Below are 23,973 nucleotides of genomic sequence, written 5' to 3'. Positions count from 1 at the left end.
TGATCAGGGGATCAGATCACATGATCATCGGTTCGGATGCTGCAGCGGCTCAGAAGTGGATCGGCCGCGCCTTTTCGAGCGCCCACCATGCCTGACGCGCAGCCGACAGGCAGGTGATGTCGTAGGCCGAGCGCGTCGGATCTCGGCGCTACAATTCGGCGGCTCGGCGCAAGCGTTTTGCGCTTCCATCCTTGCTCGCACGCACCAGCAGGACACAGCCCAGGATCTAATCCTTGAGGTTGCGTTCGCGTCGCTTTCCAATATGGCGAAAGATGCGGCCGCGATCCTCGGTGCATGCGACATACCTCTCGACGCGGTTGAGACGTCGGGGGTCCTAGCGGTACTCGGCGGACCGTCGGTGTCGGCCCAGGCTCTGCGGGAGCTCCGGCGGGCCTCGATGCTCGTCAATTTCGCGGAAGCCCGAAGTGGCCTGCACGACGCCCTCCGTCCACTAGCCGCCGGACATCGCGCGCAAATGCCTCAAGCGGCGATCGACGAAGCACTGGAACGCCTTCAGTTGCTGTTGATCGCATCCCTGCACTCGCGACAGGACATCCCACGCCTCACCTTCCTGATACGGCTTCTGCCCCGTGTCGGCCGCACCGATGCGCTCGTCGATCTCGCCACGTCCGAGATGTTCTATGAGCAAGGCAACATGACGATGATGTGGGACACGCTCGTCGAGGCCGCGGAGGATCCGACCTACAGCCCGCGCGACCGATTCTGGGCGCTCGATGCCTTGGCGTACTGGGAAAGCCGCGATGGAGGCATTCCCGACGGGGAACGCGTCGCGCAAATGGCCGAACTCGTCGCGAACAATCCGTTCGAAGCGCGTGAACGGCTTAATCTCACTTTCAAACAAATGATCATCGCAGGGTCATCTGGGGACCGTAAACTCGTGGAGGTTTATTATCGCGAAGGACGTAAGGTCGCCACGGATGCCGAGTCCGGCCGCATTCTCCGCTATAATCGTGCCGTAGCGCTGTATCGAACCGGAGCGCTTGAGCAGACGCGAAATGCGTTGGAACCGTTGATCGAGGACATGCACAAGGCGATTGGTCTGCGCGAAAATGATCTGCTTTTCAAAAATGGCCGGGCGCTCATCGAGCTTCTAGGAGAGTCCGACCCCGACGACGTCAAGCGATTGGCTGACGCCCTAAACCTTTGGTCGACCGTAATGGTCCGTCTAGGCCTACCTCCGATGATGCGGCGCATTCAAGCCTCCAAGCTCTATGCTTCGGTCGGTGCTGGACGATCCGCGACCGTCGCGGCGCAAGAACTCGCTGACGAAATGCTGAAGATCATGGCCACACCGGAGGGTGCCCGCGAAGTCTTCGAGCAGCACGTATTCCCACTAATCGAGCAATACAAATTGACCGATCTCGCTCTCGAGGCGCGGGCGGAACGCGGTCGGGCGATTAGCCGATCGCTTATGAACCGTCGCCATTTCCTGTCCGCTTTTGCCGGAACCTCGCTCGCCGGGCTCATCGCAGCCGGCGCTTCCACATCTGCAGCAGCCGCGCTGCTCGACATACGTCCGAGGGTCGGCACTGATCTTGACCTGGCGATCGTGCGCGCAGCCATGAATATCCACCCAGGCCTTTACCGCTATCAAGGCCCACGCACCGCATCACGCGCGCTTGCAGGCTTCGAGGTCGCCTACCGCGCCGCTGCTGAACGCGAAGACATGGCTGCCGCCTATCTTGCCCTGTCGCGCTATCTGACAACGCTTCGCTGCGGTCATAGCTACGCCAATTTTTTCAACCAGAACGACGAGGATGTTCTAGCCTTGTTCTCACAAAAGACGCGCTTGCCCTTCTGGTTCCGCTGGGTCGGGGATCGCATGATCGTGACCCGCGACACCGAGGGGCACGGGCTTGTGCCAGGAAGCGAGGTCGAACAGCTGAACGGCCAGCGCGCTGCCGATTTGCTGGCATCGCTGATGCCCCTCACCCGCGCTGATGGCAGCAATGATGGCAAGCGCCGCGCATTGCTCAGCGTGCAGGGGCAGGAGGACTACGAGACCTTCGACATCTTTCAGGGCCTGATCGCCCCGCCGGGCGCAGACGGGCTGCACCGCCTGTCCCTGCGCACGCCCGACGGGCGCCGACACACCCGCGAACTTCCCGCGATCGATCTGGAGCGTCGCCGAGCGACCATGACCCGCGCTCCTGAAACCGGTGATGGACCGCGCTGGACGTGGGAGGAGCGCCCGGATGGGGTGTGCTTGCTGACCATGCCAGGCTGGGCGATGTGGAACAGCACGTGGGACTGGCGCAGTTGGCTGGAGGAGCGGCTCGACAGCCTCGCCGGCGCGCGGGGCCTTGTGATCGACATTCGAGAGAACGAGGGCGGCGACGATTGCGGCGATCCGATCATCGCGCGCCTGATCGACCGCCCGCTGGCCGGCTGGCCCTTCGAGACGCGGTTGCGCTTCACGACGATGCCTGCCGTGCTGCGTGAGCATTCCAGCACGTGGGACAAGAGCTTCTACGAACTCGGCGAGGGCGCGCGTCCGCTCGGCAACGGCGAATGGGCACCGCGCGAGGACGTGATCCAGAACGCCATCGCCCCTTCGCCCAAGCGCATCGCCTGCCCGGTCGCGGCGCTGATCGGGCCGACCAATTCATCGGCGACCTTCGGCTTCATCAATGCCGCCCGCGCGAGCGGCAAGGTGCGCCTGTTCGGCGAGACGACCGGCGGCAACCGGCGGAGCATCAACGGGGGCGCGTTTCTGTTCGTCAAGCTGCCCTATAGCGGGATCGAATTCGACCTGCCGCTCAAGGGCTATGTCGGGCGCGGCGCGCAGCCCGACCGGGGGATCGACCCCGATGTGCGGCTGCCCTTCGACCCGGTGTGGATCGGGGCGGCAAAGAATCCGGTGATCGAGGCGGCCGCAGCATGGTGCGCAGGTCGCAGCTAGTCCCAACCCTGATCGCGAAGGCTCGCCAACATCGCGCGGCTGACGGGGACGGTGAGACCGCCTTGCAGCGTCAATTCGGCCTTGCCCTCGCGCCGCGCCAGCGTCTCCACCGCGGCGCGCGCCGCCCACCAGCTGCGGTGGACCCGCGCGCCTGCCGCCTCGGGCAGCAGCGCACAGGCGTCGGTCATGCGCATCAGCACCAGATCGCTTCCGGCATCAGTGTGGATGCGCAGATAATGATCTTCGGCAGCAATGGCGATCAGCCGCGCGCTGCGCAGGCGGACAGGGAGCTTTTCGGCGATCAGTTCGGGCAGTGTGGGCAGCGTCGATGGTGCGGCTGGTTGTGGTTCCGACGACGGCTGGAATTCAGCCGCAGCAGCCTCGATCGGTACGCCAACGGCTCCGTTGGGGACGGCCGCAGGGACTGGCTCTGACGCGGGAACAGCGGCGAGGTGATTGATTGTGGTCAGCACGAGCGCCACCATCAGCACTGTCAGCCCAAAGAACCCCACCACCCCCGGCGTGATTGCGTCGATCCCGAAGAAGAGTGCCGTCGCGACGATTACCATAAAGGTGTGCGGTACCGAAACCAGCACTGCGACGACTGCGATCTCGGTCCAGCGCCGGCCGGCAAGGCCGCCCCAGGCCAGCACCGCCGTTTGTATTGCAATGCCGAGCAAAGACCCCGGCAGGATCACGCAAGCCCAGTAGAGCAACCGGTAACCGAAGGGCGCTTGCCCCGTGTTCATCGCACCGAGCACGGCCAGCACCAGCGCTGCCGCCAGGCCAATCATCACCCCGCGCAGCGCACGGGCGCGCAGCGGATGTGCAATTGGCGAAGCGTGAACTGCAGGCCCGGTCATTTGGCGTATCCCACGGCGCAACCGGCGAAAACCGGCGCGACGACCATGCCTTAGCGAGGGCAAAGAGGGTTTCGCAAGGTCCGGCTCGAACAGGCCGACATCAAGGAGAAGCTGAAGTGAATAACCGTCTGCGTACAATAGTTCTCGCCGCAGCTGCCGCGCTGCCGCTGGGGGGCTGTGCCATTAACATCGGCAAGACCACCGAGATCGCGCGCGCTCCCGCCCCGATGGAATCCTCACTCACCATACGCTTCCAAGGGATCGAGACGCCCACAGGCCAAATCATGCTCAGCATGTTCGACAGCCAAAGCGCACATGACCAGAACGGCGCCCCGGTGCGGGTTGCGGCGGTCCCGGTTGAGAGCACCAGCGCCGTCGTGCAGTTCGAAGGCCTCGCCCCGGGAGACTACGCGGTCAAGGCGTTTCACGATGTGGACGGCGACGGGAAAATGGGCACCAATCCCTTCGGAATGCCGCTGGAACCATTCGCCTTCTCGAACGACGCCAAAGCCGAAGCCGGGCCAGCCAAGTGGGCGGCGGCACGGTTTCCTGTCGCGGCCGGTGCCAACACCATCACGATCACCATCAAGTAAGGAACGCTGCCGTGCTGACCCGTCGCACCCTGATTGCCCGCGGCCTCGCCGGTGCTGCCGCCGCGGCTCTGCCGGCGCCCCTAACGGCCGCGCCCACCCTGCCCGACTGGACGCTCGGCCTCACAGACATTCTTGAGAATATCGCCCCGCAGACCCTTACCCGGCTCCACGGCCGCGCGCCGGATGACCTGGCGGGCACGCTCTACCGCAATGGCCCGGCGCGCTTTCGGCGGGGGAGCAGCACCTCGGGCCACTGGTTCGATGGCGACGGGCTGGTGCGCGCATGGCGCATCGCCGGGCAGGAGGCGCGTCTCGCCGCGCGCTTCGTCGACACCCCCAAGCGGCGCATCGAGGAGCAACTCGGCGCCATCGTCCAGCCTGGCTTTGGAACGGCGTCAGGGCCGGGGGCGGTCGTCGCCAATCCCGATGATGCCAACGCCGCCAACACCCATGTGATTGCCGCCGGGGACAAGCTTCTGGCTTTGTGGGAGGCAGGATCGGCCTTCGCGCTCGACCCTGAGACTCTCGCCACCCAAGGCCCGGTCACCTTTCGCCCAGACCTTAAGCACATGCCTTTCCTCGCCCATCCGCGGATCGAGCCTTCGGGACGGATCTGGAATGTCGGCCCGGGCGGCAAATATGCCTATATCTGGCGCCTATCGGCGGACGGCAGCTTCGAAGCGGGCCAACTCGTAGAGCTGCCGATGGCGAGCTACATGCATGATTTCACCGCGACCGAGCGTCACCTGGTGATTGTCTGTCAGCCCTGGGTCGCCGCATCGAGCCGCCTGCCCTTCTCGCAAAGCATGGCTTGGCAGCCCGAACGCGGCACGCGGGTTCTGGTGCTCGACAAAAGCGATCTTACCAAAAGACGCGAATTCGAACTGCCGCCGCTGTTCTTCTTCCATCTGGGCGATGCATGGGAGGAGGCGGATGGTACGATCCGTTTCGATGGCTGTTTCCACAAAGACCCCACCTTCGCGCTTCAAGGGGCACCGGGGTTGATCGAGGGGCGGCAGGACAAAGTCGAACGGCCTGAACTGACGCTGGTGAGCCTCCATCCTGATGGCCGCGCCGCGCTTGTACCCGCCGGGATCACCGCCGAGTTTCCGCGTGTCGCCCCTGACATCGCCGGCCTGCCGCGCCGACACACCGTGTTCGTTGGCGGCTTCGGCGGCGACCGCCCCTTTGCCCGGACCGTCGGGGTATGGGACTGGGAAGCTGGCCGCGCCGATAGCTTTGATTTTGGCGCGCGGCAGCTGGTCGAGGAATTCGTGCCCACGGGTCATTATTTGGTGGGCACCACGCTCAACCTTGCCGCCCAAGCAACAGAGTTGCACATCTTCGATGTCCGCCGCATGGCCGATGGCCCGGTCGCTTCATGGCGCAGTGGGGTGGCATTGCCGGTGTCGTTCCATGGTAGCTGGGTGAATGTCTGAGAAGGATACGATAATTCTGTGCACATGGGAGCGAAGATTGCAGGCGACACGATCCTTAGGCCAATACTTGGTGACCTCAGCGGGCCTAGGCTTACGTCTTACAGGTGCTGCGCTTGCGCTCATCGTATGGTCCCCTGCGATGGCTGAAGCCCCCACACCGGCACAAAACGCTGCCATCGCAAAAGCGCTCCAGGAGACGGGAGCCAAAGGCCTTGCGGTGGCGCTCATCGCAAATGGCCATGTCTCATGGGTCCGTACCTTCGGCGCTCGGAACGTTGAGGGCGACCCGCTTGATAGCGATACCGTGATGTACGGCGCATCGCTCACAAAAGCTGTGGTTGGGTATCTGACGCTGCATCTCGCAGCAGAAGGGGTCGTCGAACTTGATACGCCGATCGCCGAAATGCTGCCCAAGCCGTTGCCCGAATACGGCAACATTGATGCCTACGGCCATTGGGGCGATCTTTTCGGCGACGATCGCTGGCGGCGAATCACGCCGCGCATGGTGCTGACCCATTCCACCGGCTTTGCCAATTTCGCGTTTTTCGAACCTGACGGCAAGCTGCGGATCCATTTCGATCCGGGCACCCGCTATGCCTACTCGGGTGAGGGGATGATGTTGCTTCAGTTCGGGCTGGAGCAGGGTCTCGGCCTTGACCTCGAAGCCGAATTGCAGCGCCGTTATTTCCGCCCACTGGGCATGACGCGCACCAGCCTCAAGTGGCAATCGTCATTCGCACCCAATATCGCCGATGGTTGGGACGAAGCGGGCAGGAGCGAACTGCACGATGAACGCAGCCGGGTGCGGGCCGCCGGATCGATGGATACGACGATCGCCGACATGGCCCGCATGGTGGCTTATATGGTGCGCAAGGACGGGCTGCCCGATGGATGGAAGGCCGCCTATCCTGGGGGCACGCTGGCAATCACCACGCGTCAGCAATTTCCCACCCTGCTTCCCGATGCTCCGATTGAGCAAAGGTCGGGGTCAATGGCGGGGCTTGGCGTGATCACCTTTGCTGGGCCGCAGGGCCCTGGCTGGTTCAAGGGTGGACATAATGATGTGACAGCCAACACGGTGGTATGTCTGGAGCGTGATCGTCGGTGCGTGCTGATCCTGTCGAACGACGTGCGATCGGGAAAGGCATTTCCGGCGCTGGTCAGCTCATTGCTGGGCGATACGGGGGTGCCCTTTGCGTGGGAGTATCCCGATTCGGTTGCCAATTGATGCAGCCAGTTTGCCTCAAAACAGTCTCTGGGTTCGATCAAATTGAGGCTTAGTCACGTGGTGATCTGGCAGCACTCGGCAGGAACAGACGCGCACCTGACCCATCGAGATTTGATAATTGACGTTGGTGATGAGTTTCCGTCTACGTCTTACCCAAATCGCGATATTTGAACACCTTTTGGACTTCATTTTCGCCAATTTTGCACAGGGGGCGCGTGCAGATGGGTGAAGCGGGCGAAGCAATAGGCGAATGTATCGAAGGTGGACCAATCGGCCGCACGGCCGAACTCGGTGTTGCAGGCAGTGCCGCATCAGCCGCGACCCCTGTCACTTGCGCAAACTGCTGCACGGTCCATCATGGGGATTTTTGCCCCAAATGCGGCCAGAAGGCCCACTTGCATAATAGCCTCGCCGCGATTGGCCACGACCTCATACATGGCGTGTTGCACCTCGACGGCAAGCTTTGGGACACGCTTCCGTTATTGGCGTTCAAGCCAGGCGAACTCACTCGCCGTTATGTTGCTGGCGAACGAGCGAAATTTGTCAGCCCAATGGCAATGTTCCTGTTTAGCGTGTTCGCGATGTTCGCTGTATTTCAGATGGTCGGCATCTCAGCGCCGACGGACATACAGGCCGAACGTACACTTCCGCGGGAGATGCAAGATGCAAAGGACAGGCTGAAGAGCGACATCGCTGCGTTGCAAGCCAAAATTTCCGAGATCGAGCGGCAGGGCACATTTGCGACGGCGGAGAAAGCGGAACTAAAGCAGATGCAGAAAGAGTTGGCCGTCTATGAGGAAGCCCGCAGCATCATCCTCAGCGAGAGTCTTGGGTCGGGCTTTACATTTACCAAGACGGACATCGAGCTGATCGATGATGTGTTTGAGAAATGGCGCAAAAACCCCAGTCTGATGATGTATAAAATACAAGCTAATGCATACAAATTCAGCTGGCTTCTCATTCCACTCTCGATTCCCTTTCTTTTCTTGCTGTTTCTACGTGCGCCACATTTCAAGGCATATGCACATGCCATATTCGTCACCTACTCGCTTAGTTTCATGTCGCTTTTGTTCATCGCGATTTCGATACTAAGCGCGATCGGGCACGGGGCCGGTTGGGTAGGTGCTGTGCTTTTTGCTATCGCAGCGCCCCTTCATCTTTACACACAACTACGCCATGCATATGGCATTTCGTACCTCTCGGCCCTGTGGCGACTTCTCGTTCTGCTGGTCTTTATGATGTTCGTAATGGGGCTCTTTCTACTCGGTATTGGGCTTCTCGGCGCTTTTTAGCCCGGCTTTCGCGACCTCTTCCAAGGATTGTAGCGTCTTTCAATATGACCAACCTTAGCGACGACCAAATCCAATCATGAACACAGCGGCATCTTAAGTTAGATGGCAGTGTCGTCGCGCCCGCCGACTTCAGACGTCAAGCGTGGCGAGCCGGTGTGAAAGGGTCGGGGTCAGCAGGCGGTGCATTGCTCGCCAGCGACTTGCGACAGCTATTGGGTGCTGTCGTTCCAAAGCGGCCGTTCCGCTTCCCACCCAGACCCGGTCATCAGTAGGGCCGGTGCGCCGCCCTGAAAGCGGCATGGCGGCTTCTGGCGAAACCAGACGTTAAATTCGGTGATCGGGAACGACTGCCTCGGGGGCGGGAGCCGTCACTGCTCATCTCGGGCCGCAAATGGCGGCTTTGCCCCGCTTCCGGATAATTGCTGCCGTTCAGCAAGCGACCCCGAAACGGCCTTCAAGCAGGCGCGAGCATATTATTACCCGGATATAATTTGACTCGGTTTTCATCCGGGTATAATCCCGCCTCTCAGGAGGCAATTATCGATGACAAATTACACGGCTTTTCTCGCGCACGAGCGAGTCGCCTCTGGCACGCGCGATGAAGTCCAAAGGCAAATCCTGTCGGACTTCGCAGAGCACAAGGACGCCATCCTTGTCTTCGATGACGAGACCGGGCGGGTGACCGACCTCGATTTTCGGGGAACAATGGCTGGGACTACGCCTCAGCCTGTCGGGCGCCCGAAATTGGGCGTTCAGGCGCGAGAGGTGACGCTGCTTCCGCGACACTGGGATTGGCTCTCTGGGCAAAGTGGCGGCGCTTCTGCTGCGCTCAGGCGTCTCGTCGATGCTGCACGCTCACAAGGGCGCACTGTCCGTGAGCGCCAGGACGCGGCCTATCGGTTCATGCAGGGCCTGTGCGGCGATATGGAAGGCTACGAGGAAGCGCTGCGCGCGCTATACCGTTCTGATGGCACCATGTTCGCGTCCGCCATCGCGCACTGGCCCGAAGACGTGCGGTTCTACATCAACAGCCTGCTCAGGGCAGGCGCAGGCGATCAGGAAACGAAATGATGCGCGTCGCCTCTTGCCGTTGCGGTAGCCTCAGAGCGAATTGCTCAGGTGAGCCGATCCGACTTTCTGTCTGTCACTGCCGGGCCTGCCAGCAACGGACCGGGAGCGCCTTTTCGGCCCAAGTCCGCTTTCCTGTCGATGCTGTCACTGTTGAGGGGAACTGGCTCGAATTTGTGCGGATCGCTGACAGTGGCCGCGAGGTCACGTACCGATTTTGCCCGAGTTGCGGATCGACGGTGTCCTACATGATCGATGAGTGGCCAGACCTGATCGCGGTCCCTGTGGGTCTTTTCGATGAGGCAGATTTTCCGGAACCCGCATATTCGATCTTCGAAAAGAACAGGCAGTCCTGGGTCAGCATTACGGGTGCTGAGACCCAGCATCATCCTTAGTAGGCTCATCTTGGTCTTCACCCTCATGTCGGGTAATTAGCGGGATCGAAGCTGCTCCTGAACTCGGCGCTTGAAGTTGACGCCACGTCAACTGCTACACCCGAGGTGTGAGCGATTCGTTTTCCATTCAAGAGGTAGTGCGCCGCACTGGCCTTACCTCGCGCGCCCTACGTTTTTACGAGGCCCGCGGGCTCATCGCGCCGCTGCGGGCGGGCTCCGGACGACGGTTTTATGGCGCGGCCGAACTGGAACGCATCCACCAGATCGTCACTCTCAAGCGCGCCGGGCTGACGCTGGAGGCGATTGGCCGGGTGCTCGGGCGCGGGCCGCATGATCTTAGCGCAATGATCGATGCGCAGCTTACAGTGATCGAAACAGAAGCGGCGCGCCTTGCCGAAATCCGCGAGCTGCTGGTGGCGGTTAAATCCCGGCTCGCGCGGCACGAGGCGCTCGACCCTGCAACCTTGTGTCAGCTTATCCATGATAGCCAGCACGCCGCCAGCGGCGACATGGTCGCCTGGCAGGCCTTTGCCAACCGCTACATGGATGAAAGCGTGCAGGCCGAATTCGTTCGCGCAATGCCGACCATCGACTGCGATCTTTCGAGCGAGGAATACAACGCGAGGTGGCGCGATCTCGGCGCGCGGATCAGCGCAGCCCTGCCGCTCGCGCCCGACAACGCGGCAGCGCTTGGCTTTGTGCGCGAATGGATGGCCCTGCTTGCGCCGTTCTCGAAGGTGGCAACGCCTGCCATGTGGGAAGGCGCGCGCGCGATCTATGACGATGTCGATAACTGGCGCGGCGAAGGCGGGTTTGATCCCGGCTTTGACGGCGCGGTGTGGCGTTTCATCAGCGCAGCAACCAGCGCGGCGCTGGCGCGCGGCGAGGATATTGGCCCGGTGCCCCCGTGGATGCAGGCAAACACACCTCAGGAGACGGAATGACAATGCGCAAATGGATAAAATGGTTCGGCATCGTGCTGGGGGCGGTGCTGGTGCTGCTGCTTGCCGCCGGGACGTGGCTGTGGACCACCAAGCCTTGGATCCCTGCCATTGAACTGGCTGAGCCGGGGCCGGGCGGCGAACGGATCAACCAGCCTGGACTGATCGGCAATTTCTACCCCGGTGAAGCCGAGGGCAAACGCGCCGCGGTTCTGGTGCTCGGCGGATCGGAAGGCGGTCTTGGCGGGGCGAGCGAGGCCGAAGCGCGACTGCTCGCCAAGCAGGGCTTTGCCGCGCTGGCGATCGGTTACTATCGCCTGCCCGGCCAGCCCGAAAAGCTTGAAGATGTGCCGCTCGAAACCATCACCCGTGCGCTTGACTGGCTGAAAGCGCAGCCCACGGTTGATCCCGCGCGCATCGCAATCATGGGCACTTCCAAGGGCGCTGAGGCGGCGCTGCTGGTGGCAAGCCGCCGCTCGGATGTGGCTGCGGTGGTCGCCGCGGTGCCGAGCCATGTGGTGTGGCAGGGGTTCGACTGGAACTTCACGCCGGTGGAAAGCTCCAGCTGGAGCGAAGGGGGCAAGCCCGTGCCCTTCCTGCCACTTACACCGGGTGGTTTCAGCAGCGATGTCTATACCCCGGCGCTCGCCGCGCTGCCGCAGCATCGCGAAGCGGTAATCCCCGTGGAACGGATCGCCGGGCCAGTGCTGCTGCTGTGCGGCGAGGCGGACAGCCTGTGGCCGTCGTGCCCGATGGCTCGTGCGGTCAAGACGCGGCGTGATGGCAGCGGGGCGGACCTCCAAACCACCTTGCTCGCGTACAAGGATGCCGGGCATTTCGGCGTCGGCCCGCCGCTTCCCGAGGGCAAGGACGTGCCTTTCATGTTGACCGTGTTCGGCGGCACCGAACAAGGCAATAACGCCGCGCGCAAGGATGGCTGGCCGCGCACGCTCGCCTTTCTTGAAACCGCGCTGGCAGAGCCTGCCGCTCGAAAGGCCTCGCGATGACGACCAATCCCCAGGTCTTGCTGCAGGGCGCGATCGTGCTCGAAATGGTCTCGACCAGCCCGCTCAAGGCCTCACGGGAGATGTCATTCTGGGGCTCCCGGTGCCATTGTCCAGGTCTTGCAGATGGGTCTAACCTCAATCCATGACAGCGCGATACGACACAATCGGGATCAATTATGATCAGCTGCGATTGCCGGATCCCCGGATCGCCAGGCAGATCAACCACGCTTTGGGAACGGCCGCGACCGTCCTGAACGTCGGAGCCGGAACCGGATCGTATGAACCGACGGACCGACAGGTCACAGCGGTCGAGCCGTCGATGGAGATGATCCGCAAGCGAAAACCGTCGGCTGCTCCCGTCATTCAGGCAAGCGCCGAGCACCTGCCTTTCGAAGATCAGTCCTTCGATGCCGCAATGGCAATTCTGACCATCCACCATTGGCCCGACAAGGCTGCGGGCCTGCGCGAAATCAGGAGGGTGACGCGCGGCCCCATCGTGCTGCTGACCTTCGATCCAGCGCACCGGCCATGGTTGACCGACTACCTGCCCAAACTCGTGTCGCTGGACGAAGGCCAAATGCCACAGATGTCGCAATATGAAGAATGGCTGGGACCAGTGACTATTGAGCCGGTCTTGGTTCCGCATGACTGCACGGACGGATTCCTGTATGCATATTGGCGCCGACCGGAGGCATATTTGGACGCGCGGATCAGGTCGGGCAGCTCTTCGTTCTGGTCGATCAAGGGTCTGGAGCAGGGCCTTGCGCGATTGTCGCATGATCTGGAAACCGGGCAGTGGGACAGCAAGCACGGATATCTTCGCGATCAGCGTGAATATGATGCGGGATACAGGCTGGTGATCGGCAATCAGCTGCAAGGCAGCTAGCCACCCGACGCCGGCCATCAGCGCGCGGCCACCGCGTGCTTTCGGAGAAGAAGGTAAAGGCACAAGCATGCGGCGCAAGGCGATCATGGTTGATCTGGACGGCGTGCTCATCACGCACCCGGATGCAGATGGCTGGTCTGCCAATCTTGAGCACGACCTCGGCATCCCGCCTGCCTTGCTCCATGATGGATTTTTTCGTCGCCATTGGGCTGATGTCGTGCATGGACGCGCTGCTCTGCGAGATCGACTGGCACTCTCTCTCGCCGATATTGCGCCGTCGGTCTCTCCGGCAGCCCTGATCGAATACTGGTTCGACAACGACGCGCACATCGACAAGCGTTTGCTCGGAGAGCTTCAGCACCTGCGAGACGCAGGCTTCGAGCTCCATCTGGCCACAGTCCAGGAGCATGAGCGAGCCGCCTACCTGTGGGATCATCTGGCGCTGCGAGACAGCTTTGACGGCATGCACTACGCTGCCTCGCTCGGCTGTTCCAAGCCCGATCATGCCTTCTACCGGGCGGTTGAAGCCGCTGTGCAGATCCCTCCCGCAGCGATCTTCTTCATCGACGACAAGATCGAAAACGTGGAAGCGGCAAGAGAATGCGGTTGGACTGCCGCAATGTGGACTGGGGGCAGCACTGTCCGGGAACTCATGGATGTGATGCAGTGGGAATACCGTTGAACAACCCGGTGCCTACCTCGGCGGCAATTTTCACAAGCACTATATCTTCCATGCAGCGTCATCGGGTTTCTCGGCCCTAGCTGCCATAATGAAAACGACCACGTAGCGGAGTTTCGTCAATGTCGGCATTGATCCATGTTGCGTGAGGCGAGGCGGTGCGGTGCGGTATCCGTATGAACCATAAGTGCTTTGCTTGCGGCGGCAGCTTTGTGGCTGTCGAAGGTCCTACGCACAAATACATGCTTTCTTCTCCAGGGTGTTGGAAAGCCTATGGTGGGGTTCTGGCGCGCGAATATGAGAACCCCATGCTGTTTGGTGCCGTCCACCGACTGACCGTGGACGCTTATGCGCTTCAACATCCCGGCGATGCTTCAGATAGACGCGCCCGACAATCCGTCTGGGTTCACTATGCTGCTCTTTATTTGTCGCTTCGCAATAACGAAGATCAATCGAGAATACCCTCGATCATGAAGAAGCTAACCTTGCGCACCTTCCCGGTGCTGCCGCCTGCTCCCACCGAGTTCGATGTCACACTCGAGGACGTTCTCGCCCAAGGGGAGAGAAATCATGAATCGGCGGTGAAGGCATGGGCCGACTGCGCATTCCACGCTTGGGCCGAACTCGGAGATCAGACCGTCGCGATGCTGAAGTCTCTTTAGCTAGAACGGCGGAATCCGCCCATCACCGGTCATAGGTGAGGCCAGTCCGCGATCCCGAAATCTATACGGCTGCTTCGGCCTGTTTCCGCCAGCAGCCGCCATCTGGACACCGACCCCATAACGGTCGGAAGCGCGCGGCGGATTACACTCGTTCCAGTGGCAAGAATGGCGGCTCAGGCAGCTCGACAGCAATGCGATCACCGGCACGCACACGCCCGCCTCTCAAGACGACGGACATTATGCCGGATTTGCGGATCAGCTCACCGTTCGGCCCCCGGTCGAGCACCGCAGACCGCAATCCCTTCTGCCAGTTATCGATTTGAGCACAGGGATTGCGAAGGCCAGTAATCTCGAGAACCACTTCCTCGCCGACCCTAAGTTGTGCTCCCCGCGGGAGGCTAAGCAGATCTATGCCCTTGGTCGTGATGTTCTCGCCCAGGTCAGCGGGCCCAACTCGAAAACCTTGCTCGGCGGCTTCGTCGAACAGTTCGGAATGGATGAGGTGCACTTGGCGTAGATTTGGCTGGGTTGGATCAGCCTTGACGCGCGAACAATGCTTCACCGTCGCGCCCTGGTGCGCATCTCCGTCCACCCCGAGGCCTGCAACAATCGTGATTTCGGGCACGATCTGCTTTGAGAAGCGATGACTTCCATCCATTGCAACTGCAAAAACTTGACCTGTCATTTTGGAAGCTCCCGTATCAGCCACCCCCATCACAGTTCACGCAAGGCCACAAGCGGCCATTCAGCAAACCACCCAGACCCGGTCATGAGCAGGGGCGATGCGCCATCCCGAAACCGGCATGGCGCCTTCTGGCGAACCCCGACATTGAGCGCCGCGGCCGGGAGCGACCCTTTCTGGGTCGGGTGCTGCCGCGCTCATAATGGCGGATTGGCCTCGCTTCTGGAAATTTGCTGCCGTTCAGCAATCGACCGCAAAGTCGACGTTGTGGCGGCGCATGATTTCAGGGACGGATATCGCGCTTAATCTAAATGCTCAGACACGCCCGGAACGCCTTAGGTCGACGAGCCAATTTGGGGCTGCTCGCACGACGCACGTCTGCCCGCGCAAAATCTCACAGCATCGCTTGCAAAGCCGGACTGAACCATTCATCGCCGCTTCGCGACACAAAACGCACTGCAAGGCCATGCTTGCGGGCCAGCGCCTGCGCGTGCGGCAAAGGCGCCACGCCCAGCGCGGTCGCCCACGCATCGGCCACCATGCAAGCGGAATGCACAACGCTGACGGTGGTCGCGCCGTGGCGCACCGGCAGTCCATCGCGCGGGTCCAGCGTGTGGGCGCCGCGCAGGTAATCGCCCGAGGTGGCAATCGCCAGCTCGTGCAAGGCGATCCGGAGCGGCGGCAGACGGCAGGCCGGGGGGGATTCCATATCCACCCACCACGGATCGCCATCGGGCCGCATCCCGCGGCCACGGCATTCTCCGCCGATCTCCACCAGCGCATGATGCACGCCAAGATCGCCCAATAGATCGGTGATCGCGTCCACGGCGTAGCCCTTGGCGATGCCGGAGAGATCGAGCCACACGCCGCCCGGCTGTAAGAGCGCGGGGGCTTCGGAATCATACCCCAATCGGCGCCATCCGCTGACAGCCTGCGCTGTACGGACGGCTGCTGCATCGGGTGGGTCTGAGGCGGGGTTCGGGCCAAGGCCCCACAGATCGGTCAGGCGGCCGATCGCCGGATCGAAGGCTCCCTCGCTATCTGCGGCGATTTGCAAGCCGCAGGCGACGACCGCGTTGAAATCATGAGGCAGGGGGTAGAGCGTCCCAGCGGGCGCGTGGTTGAACAGGCTGAGCAAGGAACCTTTGTCCCAATGGCTCATCTGGCACGTGATTGCCGCCAGTCTCGCGGTGATCCGTCGTTCCAGCTCCGCCACCGGTATATGCTGACGGGCGGGAACCACCGCCAGCACATGCCATGTGGTGCCCATGGTATCACCACCAAGCCGGACAACAGGCGCTCCCGGATCGAACGTTTCCAGCATCGCCGGATCGATGAATGGCGGGACGGCGATGCGCGGCGGCGCCTGCACCTGCGTCACGGGGCGAGCACTTCCAGTGTGGCCGTGTAGCTCATCCGCCGCTTGGCGGCCCCGGGGTGTGCGGCCTTGGCATCGGTCAGCGTGGCATTCAGCCAGTAGAAGCCTGCGCCCGGCCAGTTGACCGTGAGCAGCCCATCGGCATCGGTGGCAAGCTTTATGCTCTGGTGATCGCTGCGGTAACGGCGCCCGCCGGGGATGATTTCGACCTCGAGGCCGGCGGCAGCCTTGCCATCGACCATGAACCGAAACTGGGCGGGCTCATCCGCCACCAGATCGGTGGGGAAGGTGACGGGCACGAATTCCAGCCCCTTGCCGGTGGTGGCGAAAAGTGTTTCGGTGGGCTCACCTGCGGTTACGAAGAATTCGTTGCGGCCCAGCACCTCGGTCAGATCAAGGTCCGTCGCGCCCTCGGGCAGTTCATCGACAGTGGCGATGTTGCGCACCGGCGCGCCGGGGGCCGGCGCAGGGCCGCGCCGCCGCCCGACCGTCCACTTTTCGCCCTCGAGCGTGAAGCTGCCGGTCACCGCGCGGTTCTCCATCCCGATCCGCCAGGTGCCGGGCTTGTCGACCCGCACATCGAAGGTGGACCGGTAACGCAGCCGAGCGGCATTCTCGATCGTGCCCATCGTCCCGTCAGGCGCCCACACCTTGACGGTCGCGGCTGGCAGTGCGGCATGATCGGCCTCGAACGGGGCGGTCGATGCCCCGGCATCGACCGTGACCGACTGACCGAGATCGGACAGCACCGTGTTGGACGGCAGCAGCCAGGCATTGTGCGCTGCAGCCGAGGTGGCCATGCCGAAAGCGGCGGCGAGCAGAACGGTCTTGCGGATCATGTCAGTTCCTTTCAATACGAGGTTCAGCGGGCGGCGATGGTGACAGCGCCCAGCTCGGTCTTGCCGGCAGCGCGTCCCTTGGGGGCGGGAATGGTCAGCGGCACCGATACAAGCTCGCGCCCGCCGTCCTCGCGTGCGGCTTCGACGTGCAGGGTGTAGGCACCGGGTGCCAGATTGGCGGGCAGAGGGATGCGATAGGAACCGGGCGCGCGGGTGGCACCGCTCACCCCGTCAGCCGGCATGTTCAGGCTGCGCCCGCCCTTGCGCCACCAGGTTCGCAAGTCGGCGAGCCACTTGGTGCCCGGTTCGGCCCCGCCTTTCTTGATGTCATACCACACTGCCAGCGTGCGCGCCTTTCCGCCGGCCGCAGGCTCAAGCCACACGGCAACATAGGGCTTGTGATATTCCGACACCTTCATTTGCGGGATCGTGATGGTCACGCTTTGGGCGGCGGCAATGGCAGGCGTGACGGCGACGCCGGCGGCCAGCAGGGCAGAAATTTTCATGGCGCATTTCTCCTGAAAACGGGGGCGTCAGACATGCATGAAGAACAGGATCACGATGACCGGCACGGCAGTGCCAATTCCGACCAGCGGCCAGGTCGTCGGTCGTTTGCGCGCGTGCAATTGCAACAGCAGCAGTCCGGTGATGGTGAAGATGATCGCGGCGACCGCCAGGACGTCGATGAACCAGAACCAGGCTGCCCCGGTGTTGCGGCCCTTGTGCAGATCGTTGAGGAACGACACGGTGCCCCGATCGGTCAATTCGGCTTCGATCCGGCCGGTGGCGCGATCAATGCTGGCCCAGGCGTCGCGGCCCGGCCCGGGCACGGCGAGGTAGACTTCATCGGCTGACCATTCCGCTTCGCGCTGGCCGGCGATGATCCCGATTTCGGCATCGATCTGGCGGGCAACCGGCGCAGGCAGCGGTGCGAGGCCGCCGTCCGCGCCTTTTGCCAAGGCAGCGAGCGCGGCGGGCGAAAGCTGTCCCGTCGCAATGCGCACCTCCGGTTCGGCGCTGATGCTGGATGCGTGGTTGAGGGTGATGCCGGTGATTGAGAACACCAGAATGCCTGCCAGCGACACGGCAGCGCTGATCCAGTGCCACGCGTAAAGTTGCTTCAGCCAGAACTGTCGCAGGGTCCCGCGCTTGCCCCGCGCGGCGGGGCTTGCCGGTGCTGGCCGCGTGGCACGGGGTGTGGTCTGTGCCTCGGCTGAGGGTTGGCTGGCCACGGGGGAACGACTCCTGCAAAAATGACAAACGCCCCTAACCTTTATTGCAAATAGTTTGCAATAAAAATAATATGCCACGCCCTTCCATCTGTGCAGCCGGCGTCACATTGCAAGATATTGATCTTACACCGTCCTGCGAAATCTTCAGAGACACGCAACAAAGCGCTTGACTCTGCGAATGACTCGCAATAGCGGCTCGACACTCTGGATCAATGGATGCAAGGGATCGAATGATGACAAACCAGTTTGTGCCGCGGATGTTGGCGCTCGGCTGTGTGGGGGCCGCTGCCTTTGCGCTTCCGGCTCAGGCGCAAACCCAGCCCGGAGATGCAGAGCCTGCGCGCAAGCTGGGCGGGGTCACCGTCACCGACACAGTGATCGAAGACAGCTACAAGCCCGAGGGTGTGAGCAATCCGCTTGTCACCCAGCCGCTGCGCGATACCCCGCGCACAGTCACCGTGCTCGACAAGAGCTTCCTGCAAGACAACCAGGCGGTCAGCTTCGCCGACGCGCTGCGCAATGTGCCGGGCATCACGCTGGGTGTTGGCGAAGGCGGTGCCGGATCGGGCGATTTCATCAATCTGCGCGGCTTCGATGCCAGCAACGATATCGCAATCGACGGTTTTGCTGACCGTCTTCAATATAGCCGCTCGGATGTGTTCAACCTCGAACAGATCGAGGTTTTCAAGGGCGCCAACACCGCCCTTTCGGGTGCTGGCGGTGCGGCCGGACAAATCAATCTCGTCACCAAGCGAGCGGTGGCCGACACTTTCGTCAACGCCGATGCGGGCGTGGGCAACCGCGATTGGCTGCGCGCGACCGCCGATGCCAATGTGCTGCTCGACGCGGACAAGGGCATCGCCGCGCGGATCAACCTGATGGCGCACGAACAGGGCATCGCCGGGCGTGACTTCGTGGGCCAGAAGCGTTTCGGCATCGCGCCCTCGCTCGCCTTCGGGCTCGATCAGAACACCTCCGTCACCGCTAGTCTCCAGTATCAGGAAGATGACAATCTCATCGATTATGGCGTGCCCGTGCTGGCGAGCGGCGCGGCGGCCAATTTCCCGCTCAGCAACTATTACGGGTGGCGCAATATCGACTTTGAAGATCAGGAATTGCTGATCGCCACGGTGACGATCGATCACCAGATCAGCGACGTCGTCAGCCTGACCGGCGGAGTGCGTTGGGGCGAGGTGCGGCGTGAGGCGGTGTGGTCGACCCCGCGCCCCACAAGTCAGGCCAGCCTTCAGGCCGCGGTTAATGCGATCGCTGCCGGCAACACCGCTGGTGCGACCTATGTGATCGGCGGCCCGCAAGGATTTGGCCGCATCAGCCGCAACGAAGTCGCCGCCGCGCGTGCGGCTGTGGTGGTCGACCATCCGGTGCGCGAGGGCGGGATCGGCAATGCGCTTGTGATCGGGGCCGAGGTCAGCCGCGAAAGCCTGACCCGCGAAACCATCACCACCACCGGCCTTTCAGGAGCGGCGCGCAACCTGTTCGCCCCTGATCCCGACTTCGCCGGTCCCATCACCCAATCGCGCACCTTCGGCCTGTTCGACAACAGCGCGGATCGGATCGCGATCTACGGCACCGACACGCTCAAGATCGGCGAGGCATTGCACATCAATCTCGGCGGGCGTTACGAGCGCTTCGAGGTCGAACTGGGCGGGACGAATTATGCCGCCCTCACTGAGCGGGAATTCACCGAAGACCTCTTCAGCTGGCAGGCCGGGCTAGTCTGGAAGCCGGCCGAGAACGCCAGCCTTTACGTCAGCTATTCCGATGCGCGCCAGCCGCAGACGCTTGCCGCCACAGCGACCGGCACGGTCACGACCGCCAACGCCGCGCTGCCTGCGCTTAAGAACGAGAATTACGAAATCGGCGCGAAGGTCGATCTGATGGACGGCGGACTTGCGCTTACCGCGGCGCTGTTCCGCAACAGCCGCGTCAATCAGCCGATCACCGTCGATGGCGATATCGCGCTCACCGGTCGCCAGCGGGTGCAGGGGGTGGAAATGTCCGCGACCGGCAACATCACCGATGCCTGGCAGATCTTTGCCGCCTACACCTTCCTCGATTCCGAGATCCTGCGAGCGGCGACCGCATCAGCCTTCACCGAGGGTGAGGAGTTGGCCGGCATGCCCCGGCACAGCGGCACACTCTGGACCACCTACGACACGGGCATCGGTCTCAGGCTCGGCGGCGGCTTCAACTACGTGGGCGAATTCGCGACGCGCAATTCCAGCCTCACTGTCCCTGCCTGGCAGGCAGGCGACTACGTGCTGTTCAACGCGATGGCGGAATACAGCTTCACCGACACCGTCGCCTTGCAGGTCAATGCCAACAACCTCGCCGACGAGCGCTATCTCCAGCGCATCCGCGCTACCGACGGCTACGTGATCGCCGTGCCCGGCGAAGGGCGCACGGTGGTAGCGACGCTGCGGGTCGGTTTCTGATCCGCGATGGCCGCCGTCGGCCTTCTCGACCCGGCAGGCGGGGGCGGCGCAGGCTTCGGCGCTGCTCGGCGCCCCAGCCTGCGCGGGCTGGTGCTGGCGGCGGCCGCCCATGCGGCGTTCCTGCCCCTGGCGCTGAGCCTGAGCCATCAGGCGGGCGCCCCGCAAGTGGAGCGGCTGGTGACGATGGACCTGTCCTCATCCGCGCCTCCTCCTCCGCCACCGCCAGCCTCGTCGGTCGAACAGCCGCCCGATCAGCCCGCCGAACCCCAGCAAACTGTCGCGATCTCCGCGCCTCCGGTGCCCTTCGAGTTCGCCAATGCAGCACTGGTGGTGCCAGAGAGAGCACTGCCTTCAACTACAGCAATGAACGCTCCCGTTCCGGCCCCCGAGCACCCTTTGGCGGCAGGACCCTCCAGAGCGGCACCCTCGGCTTCGCCCGCGACGGTTTCGTCCGATGGTCTCGAGGCATCGCTTGTGGCCGGCGAACCGCCGCGCTACCCTCGCGAAAGCAGGCGCAAGAAGGAGCAGGGGACCGTCTCCCTGCTTGTCATCGTCTCCACGCAAGGACACGTTGAGGCGATATCGGTTGCACGATCCAGCGGATCGCCCCGGCTTGATCAGGCCGCGCTCGAGGCGGTCAGCGGCTGGCGCTGGCAGCCTCGGCGCATTGCAGGGCAACCGGTCAAGGTTCGCGGCATCGTGGAGATACCCTTCGTCCTCACCTTAGGCAGAAAAGGCCAAGAACGTGCTGATTGCGATACCCCAAATCCTCGATGCGGCGCAGGTGACGATGCTGCGCGCGGTGATCGACGCGGCCGAGTGGACCGACGGGACCGTGACCTCAGGGATGCAGGCCCGGATGGTGAAGAACAACCTCCAATTGCCTGAAGACAGCGAAGCCGCGCGCAAGGCCGGCCAGATGGTGATGGCGGCCTTGCAGGGCAACCCGCAATTCATCGCCGCCGCCCTGCCGCACCGACTCTATCCGCCGATGTTCAACAGCTACAGCGGCGGGCAGGCGTTCGGCAATCATGTCGACAATGCGCTGCGCGTGCGGTCTGGCACTGACTGGCGGGTGCGTGCTGATCTGTCGATGACGCTCTTCCTCGAACCGCCTGAAGCCTACGACGGGGGCGAGCTGGTGATGGAGACCGATTTCGGGCCGCAGCGGGTCAAGCTGGGTGCGGGCGACGGGGTGCTTTATCCCGCGTCCTCGCTCCACCGGGTCGAGCCTGTAACGCGAGGACGGCGCATCGCCAGCTTCTTCTGGATCCAGTCGATGGTGCGCGATCCAACCATTCGCGGAAACCTGTATCAAATGGATCAGGCGATCCAGACGCTGGCGGCCAGGCTGGGACTGGATGATCCCTCGGTGATCGCGCTGACAGCAACCTATCACAATCTGCTGCGCCATACCGCCGACGCCTGATCGGCGTGGGTTGCCGGATCTGGTCATGGCAACAGTCAGGCTATTCGACTGCGGTGGTAAAGATTGACGCCAAGAGCCGCTATTCGCTTAACCACCCATCAACAGCCATGAGGGGAGCTGATCCGAGATCCCAAAAGCGGCATAGCGGCTTTGCTTTGAATCTGAAAAAATCCTGCCATTCTGCAATCGACCCCAAGGAAGACGTTCCGCGCTCGCCGACGCTTTCCAAAAAGCGGACGATCCTAGGTCTCCGACAGGGGCCGCTTGACCTGGTTCTGTTTCGATTTCGGGGATCGATCGAGCCCAATTTCATTTTCCTCAAGGGAAACTCACCACTTGCCGTCACGGAAAGTGTCACCTAAAGACTTTCCATCATGGAAAGTGAAGGAACGAAGCTATGAACCTTGTGGCGAGTTTGGCGCTTTCAAGCGTCTTGGCCGGACTATTATGGATGTCTTGGCGGGATTCTCGGGACTATGCGGCGTTCAAGCTGTTTGACGAAAGCGCCGATCGTATACGCTTCTATCGCAAGTGGACTTTGGTGCCGATGGCACTGTTTGGCGTCGGGGGTGTTGTGCTGCTGCTAGCCCTCGGCCGGATTGATGCGCTGTGGAATCTCCCCACCGAACTCGCCGCAGTGATCGAACTGATTAAGCCCCGATCACCGTCGGAAAGCCCCAATCTTGAAAGTATGCTGGGAATAGCCGTCGGAATGACATTTGGGCTTACCATCAGTGCAATTGTTTGGCGGAAACGACTGAAGAAGATGCGTCAACCAATGATTGGCGACATCGACGCCCTTTTGCCCCGCAACCGCAAAGAGGTGGCTTGGTGCATTCCGTTGGCGCTGAACGCCGGCATCAGCGAAGAAATTTTCTACCGGATAGCGCTGCCATTGCTGGCGATGGAGGCTACCGGTTCGATTGCCGCATCTCTCTTAATCTCAATCTCAGCGTTTGGGATGGCGCATTGGTACCAAGGCTGGAAGGGCGCGATGGCAACTACAGCGGTGGGTGTGTTCATGTTCTGGCTCTATTTATCGAGCGGCTCAATCCTCAAGCCAATTGCAGTGCATATCCTGATCGATATGATTGGCTTGGTGATCAGGCCTATCATTTCCCAGCATATGACAAGCCGCACCATCAAACATCGCACGAAGGCGAGGGATGCGTCAGTGACTGTTGCAGACGGGACGGAGTTGAGACGGTGACAAGTATGAAAGACGCCCGAACTGCATTGATAGCGCTGGAAATCACAAATGGTCGTTTGGCAGAGCGAATGCGGTGGCCCTTTTGGCGGCACGCAGCGGCGGGTCTGCTAATGACCCTCGTTGTCGGTTCAGTGGGACTTCCGCGCGGGCTCGCGATGGTCATTCTACTCGTGGCCATTGTTCTTACGATCGCGATAGTGAGGGACGACAAAAAGCGCTACGGTATGTTTGTCAGCGGCTATCAGCGAGGTCGTACCGCTTGGGTTATAGGGGCCATCATCGCCCTAAATCTGAGTGCAGTAATCTTTGTGCGGACACTACTGGATGATGGCGTGGTCAATGCAACATTCTGGATCACCATGGCTATCGTCTTTCTTGGAACCTCAATGCTCAGCATCGCTTGGGAGAGGGTTTATCGAAAAGACATTCGTGAAGGCGGCATATGAGTGTTGCCCTAGACGAAGTGCTGAATGCGCCTGTGCGTCTGCAGATCGCGGCCATTCTCGCCCGAGCCGATGAAGCTGAATTCGCGGTTATCCGCGAAATAGTGAATGTCAGCGATTCTGTACTTTCCAAACACCTCTCAACCCTAGCCGAAGCCGGCTATGTTTCCATAACAAAGGCACCTCGCGATGGTCGTCAGCGGACGTGGGCCGTCCTGACATCAAAAGGCCGCCGTGCTTTCCGGAAGCATGTCGCCGGTTTGCAGGAAATGATCTCTGCGGCTGACAGAAAATTCGGGGGATTCGTGTCCGGATAGGTCAAGAAATC

At 62.0% G+C, this 23,973-nt stretch carries 23 protein-coding genes and 1 pseudogene; 18 read left to right on the top strand and 6 right to left on the bottom strand.

Annotated features, from left to right (window positions below):
* The first annotated feature begins 397 nt into the window (after positions 1-397).
* Positions 398-2,923, top strand: a complete 2,526-nt coding sequence (locus tag SOQ14_RS06815) for a S41 family peptidase (protein WP_322897306.1) — start codon at positions 398-400, stop codon at positions 2,921-2,923.
* On the opposite strand, the gene SOQ14_RS06810 is transcribed toward SOQ14_RS06815, so the two are convergent.
* On the bottom strand, positions 2,920-3,717 hold the full coding sequence (locus SOQ14_RS06810) for a LytTR family DNA-binding domain-containing protein (RefSeq protein ID WP_322897854.1): 798 nt from the start codon (positions 3,715-3,717) through the stop codon (positions 2,920-2,922). The genes SOQ14_RS06815 and SOQ14_RS06810 overlap by 4 nt on opposite strands.
* A gap of 185 nt (positions 3,718-3,902) precedes the next feature.
* Between SOQ14_RS06810 and SOQ14_RS06805 the strand changes: the two genes are divergently transcribed.
* The 11 genes from SOQ14_RS06805 (at position 3,903) to SOQ14_RS06760 (ending at position 13,976) form a co-directional block, all read left to right on the top strand.
* On the top strand, positions 3,903-4,379 hold the full coding sequence (locus SOQ14_RS06805; protein WP_322897305.1) for a DUF2141 domain-containing protein: 477 nt from the start codon (positions 3,903-3,905) through the stop codon (positions 4,377-4,379).
* Positions 4,380-4,390: 11 nt separating this feature from the next.
* On the top strand, positions 4,391-5,818 hold the full coding sequence (locus SOQ14_RS06800; RefSeq protein ID WP_322897304.1) for a carotenoid oxygenase family protein: 1,428 nt from the start codon (positions 4,391-4,393) through the stop codon (positions 5,816-5,818).
* Positions 5,811-7,046 carry a serine hydrolase domain-containing protein gene (locus SOQ14_RS06795; RefSeq protein WP_322897303.1) on the top strand — a complete coding sequence of 412 codons (1,236 nt, stop codon included), beginning with the start codon at positions 5,811-5,813 and terminating at the stop codon, positions 7,044-7,046. The genes SOQ14_RS06800 and SOQ14_RS06795 overlap by 8 nt, the downstream gene beginning before the upstream one ends.
* 221 nt (positions 7,047-7,267) lie before the next feature.
* The gene (locus SOQ14_RS06790) at positions 7,268-8,338 is read left to right on the top strand and encodes a DUF3667 domain-containing protein (protein WP_322897302.1); all 1,071 of its coding nucleotides are present in this window, start codon (positions 7,268-7,270) and stop codon (positions 8,336-8,338) included.
* 543 nt (positions 8,339-8,881) lie between these two features.
* The gene (locus SOQ14_RS06785; protein WP_322897301.1) at positions 8,882-9,409 is read left to right on the top strand and encodes a DUF2239 family protein; all 528 of its coding nucleotides are present in this window, start codon (positions 8,882-8,884) and stop codon (positions 9,407-9,409) included.
* A complete protein-coding gene (locus SOQ14_RS14470; protein ID WP_416232738.1) occupies positions 9,406-9,801 on the top strand; it encodes a GFA family protein in 396 nt (131 codons plus the stop codon). Before SOQ14_RS06785 ends, SOQ14_RS14470 begins: the two co-directional genes overlap by 4 nt.
* 107 nt (positions 9,802-9,908) lie before the next feature.
* Entirely contained in the window at positions 9,909-10,745 is an 837-nt protein-coding gene (locus SOQ14_RS06780) for a MerR family transcriptional regulator (RefSeq protein WP_322897300.1), read from the top strand.
* Positions 10,742-11,749, top strand: coding sequence for an acyl-CoA thioester hydrolase/BAAT C-terminal domain-containing protein (locus SOQ14_RS06775; protein WP_322897299.1), 1,008 nt, complete (start codon positions 10,742-10,744; stop codon positions 11,747-11,749). Before SOQ14_RS06780 ends, SOQ14_RS06775 begins: the two co-directional genes overlap by 4 nt.
* Positions 11,750-11,891: 142 nt before the next feature.
* Positions 11,892-12,635 carry a class I SAM-dependent methyltransferase gene (locus SOQ14_RS06770; protein WP_322897298.1) on the top strand — a complete coding sequence of 248 codons (744 nt, stop codon included), beginning with the start codon at positions 11,892-11,894 and terminating at the stop codon, positions 12,633-12,635.
* A 67-nt stretch (positions 12,636-12,702) separates the two neighbouring features.
* A complete protein-coding gene (locus SOQ14_RS06765; RefSeq protein ID WP_322897297.1) occupies positions 12,703-13,317 on the top strand; it encodes an HAD-IA family hydrolase in 615 nt (204 codons plus the stop codon).
* Between the two features lie 173 nt (positions 13,318-13,490).
* Positions 13,491-13,976 carry a DUF5946 family protein gene (locus SOQ14_RS06760; protein WP_322897296.1) on the top strand — a complete coding sequence of 162 codons (486 nt, stop codon included), beginning with the start codon at positions 13,491-13,493 and terminating at the stop codon, positions 13,974-13,976.
* Positions 13,977-14,118: 142 nt separating this feature from the next.
* Here the strand turns inward: SOQ14_RS06760 and SOQ14_RS06755 are convergent, their stop codons facing one another.
* The 5 genes from SOQ14_RS06755 to SOQ14_RS06735 all read right to left on the bottom strand — a co-directional run bounded on the left by SOQ14_RS06755 (position 14,119) and on the right by SOQ14_RS06735 (position 18,107).
* Positions 14,119-14,691 (bottom strand): MOSC domain-containing protein, encoded by a 573-nt coding sequence (locus SOQ14_RS06755; protein WP_322897295.1) that lies wholly within the window; start codon positions 14,689-14,691, stop codon positions 14,119-14,121.
* 361 nt (positions 14,692-15,052) lie between these two features.
* Positions 15,053-16,039: an FAD:protein FMN transferase gene (locus tag SOQ14_RS06750; RefSeq protein WP_322897294.1), complete on the bottom strand. Its 987-nt coding sequence runs from the start codon at positions 16,037-16,039 to the stop codon at positions 15,053-15,055.
* The gene (locus SOQ14_RS06745) at positions 16,036-16,875 is read right to left on the bottom strand and encodes a DUF4198 domain-containing protein (RefSeq protein WP_322897293.1); all 840 of its coding nucleotides are present in this window, start codon (positions 16,873-16,875) and stop codon (positions 16,036-16,038) included. Before SOQ14_RS06745 ends, SOQ14_RS06750 begins: the two co-directional genes overlap by 4 nt.
* A 23-nt stretch (positions 16,876-16,898) precedes the next feature.
* A complete protein-coding gene (locus SOQ14_RS06740) occupies positions 16,899-17,381 on the bottom strand; it encodes a DUF2271 domain-containing protein (protein WP_322897292.1) in 483 nt (160 codons plus the stop codon).
* 27 nt (positions 17,382-17,408) lie between these two features.
* A complete protein-coding gene (locus tag SOQ14_RS06735; protein WP_416232737.1) occupies positions 17,409-18,107 on the bottom strand; it encodes a PepSY-associated TM helix domain-containing protein in 699 nt (232 codons plus the stop codon).
* A 233-nt stretch (positions 18,108-18,340) separates the two neighbouring features.
* On the opposite strand from SOQ14_RS06735, the gene SOQ14_RS06730 reads away from it, so the two are divergent.
* From SOQ14_RS06730 to SOQ14_RS06710, 6 genes and pseudogenes are all read left to right on the top strand, one after another.
* Entirely contained in the window at positions 18,341-20,563 is a 2,223-nt protein-coding gene (locus tag SOQ14_RS06730; protein ID WP_322897291.1) for a TonB-dependent receptor, read from the top strand.
* Between the two features lie 6 nt (positions 20,564-20,569).
* Positions 20,570-21,271 (top strand): annotated as a pseudogene (locus SOQ14_RS14465) (energy transducer TonB); the annotation flags it as partial.
* A 37-nt stretch (positions 21,272-21,308) separates the two neighbouring features.
* A complete protein-coding gene (locus SOQ14_RS06725; RefSeq protein ID WP_322897290.1) occupies positions 21,309-21,992 on the top strand; it encodes a Fe2+-dependent dioxygenase in 684 nt (227 codons plus the stop codon).
* A 397-nt stretch (positions 21,993-22,389) separates the two neighbouring features.
* Entirely contained in the window at positions 22,390-23,202 is an 813-nt protein-coding gene (locus SOQ14_RS06720) for a CPBP family intramembrane glutamic endopeptidase (RefSeq protein ID WP_322897289.1), read from the top strand.
* Entirely contained in the window at positions 23,199-23,648 is a 450-nt protein-coding gene (locus SOQ14_RS06715) for a hypothetical protein (RefSeq protein ID WP_322897288.1), read from the top strand. The genes SOQ14_RS06720 and SOQ14_RS06715 overlap by 4 nt, the downstream gene beginning before the upstream one ends.
* Entirely contained in the window at positions 23,645-23,962 is a 318-nt protein-coding gene (locus SOQ14_RS06710; protein WP_322897287.1) for a transcriptional regulator, read from the top strand. The genes SOQ14_RS06715 and SOQ14_RS06710 overlap by 4 nt, the downstream gene beginning before the upstream one ends.
* The last annotated feature ends 11 nt before the right edge of the window (positions 23,963-23,973 follow it).

This window comes from Erythrobacter epiphyticus (assembly GCF_034653295.1).
Taxonomy (GTDB): domain Bacteria; phylum Pseudomonadota; class Alphaproteobacteria; order Sphingomonadales; family Sphingomonadaceae; genus Erythrobacter.
Note: the sequence above shows the minus strand (reverse complement) of the source record. Positions and strands in the feature narration are given on the sequence as shown.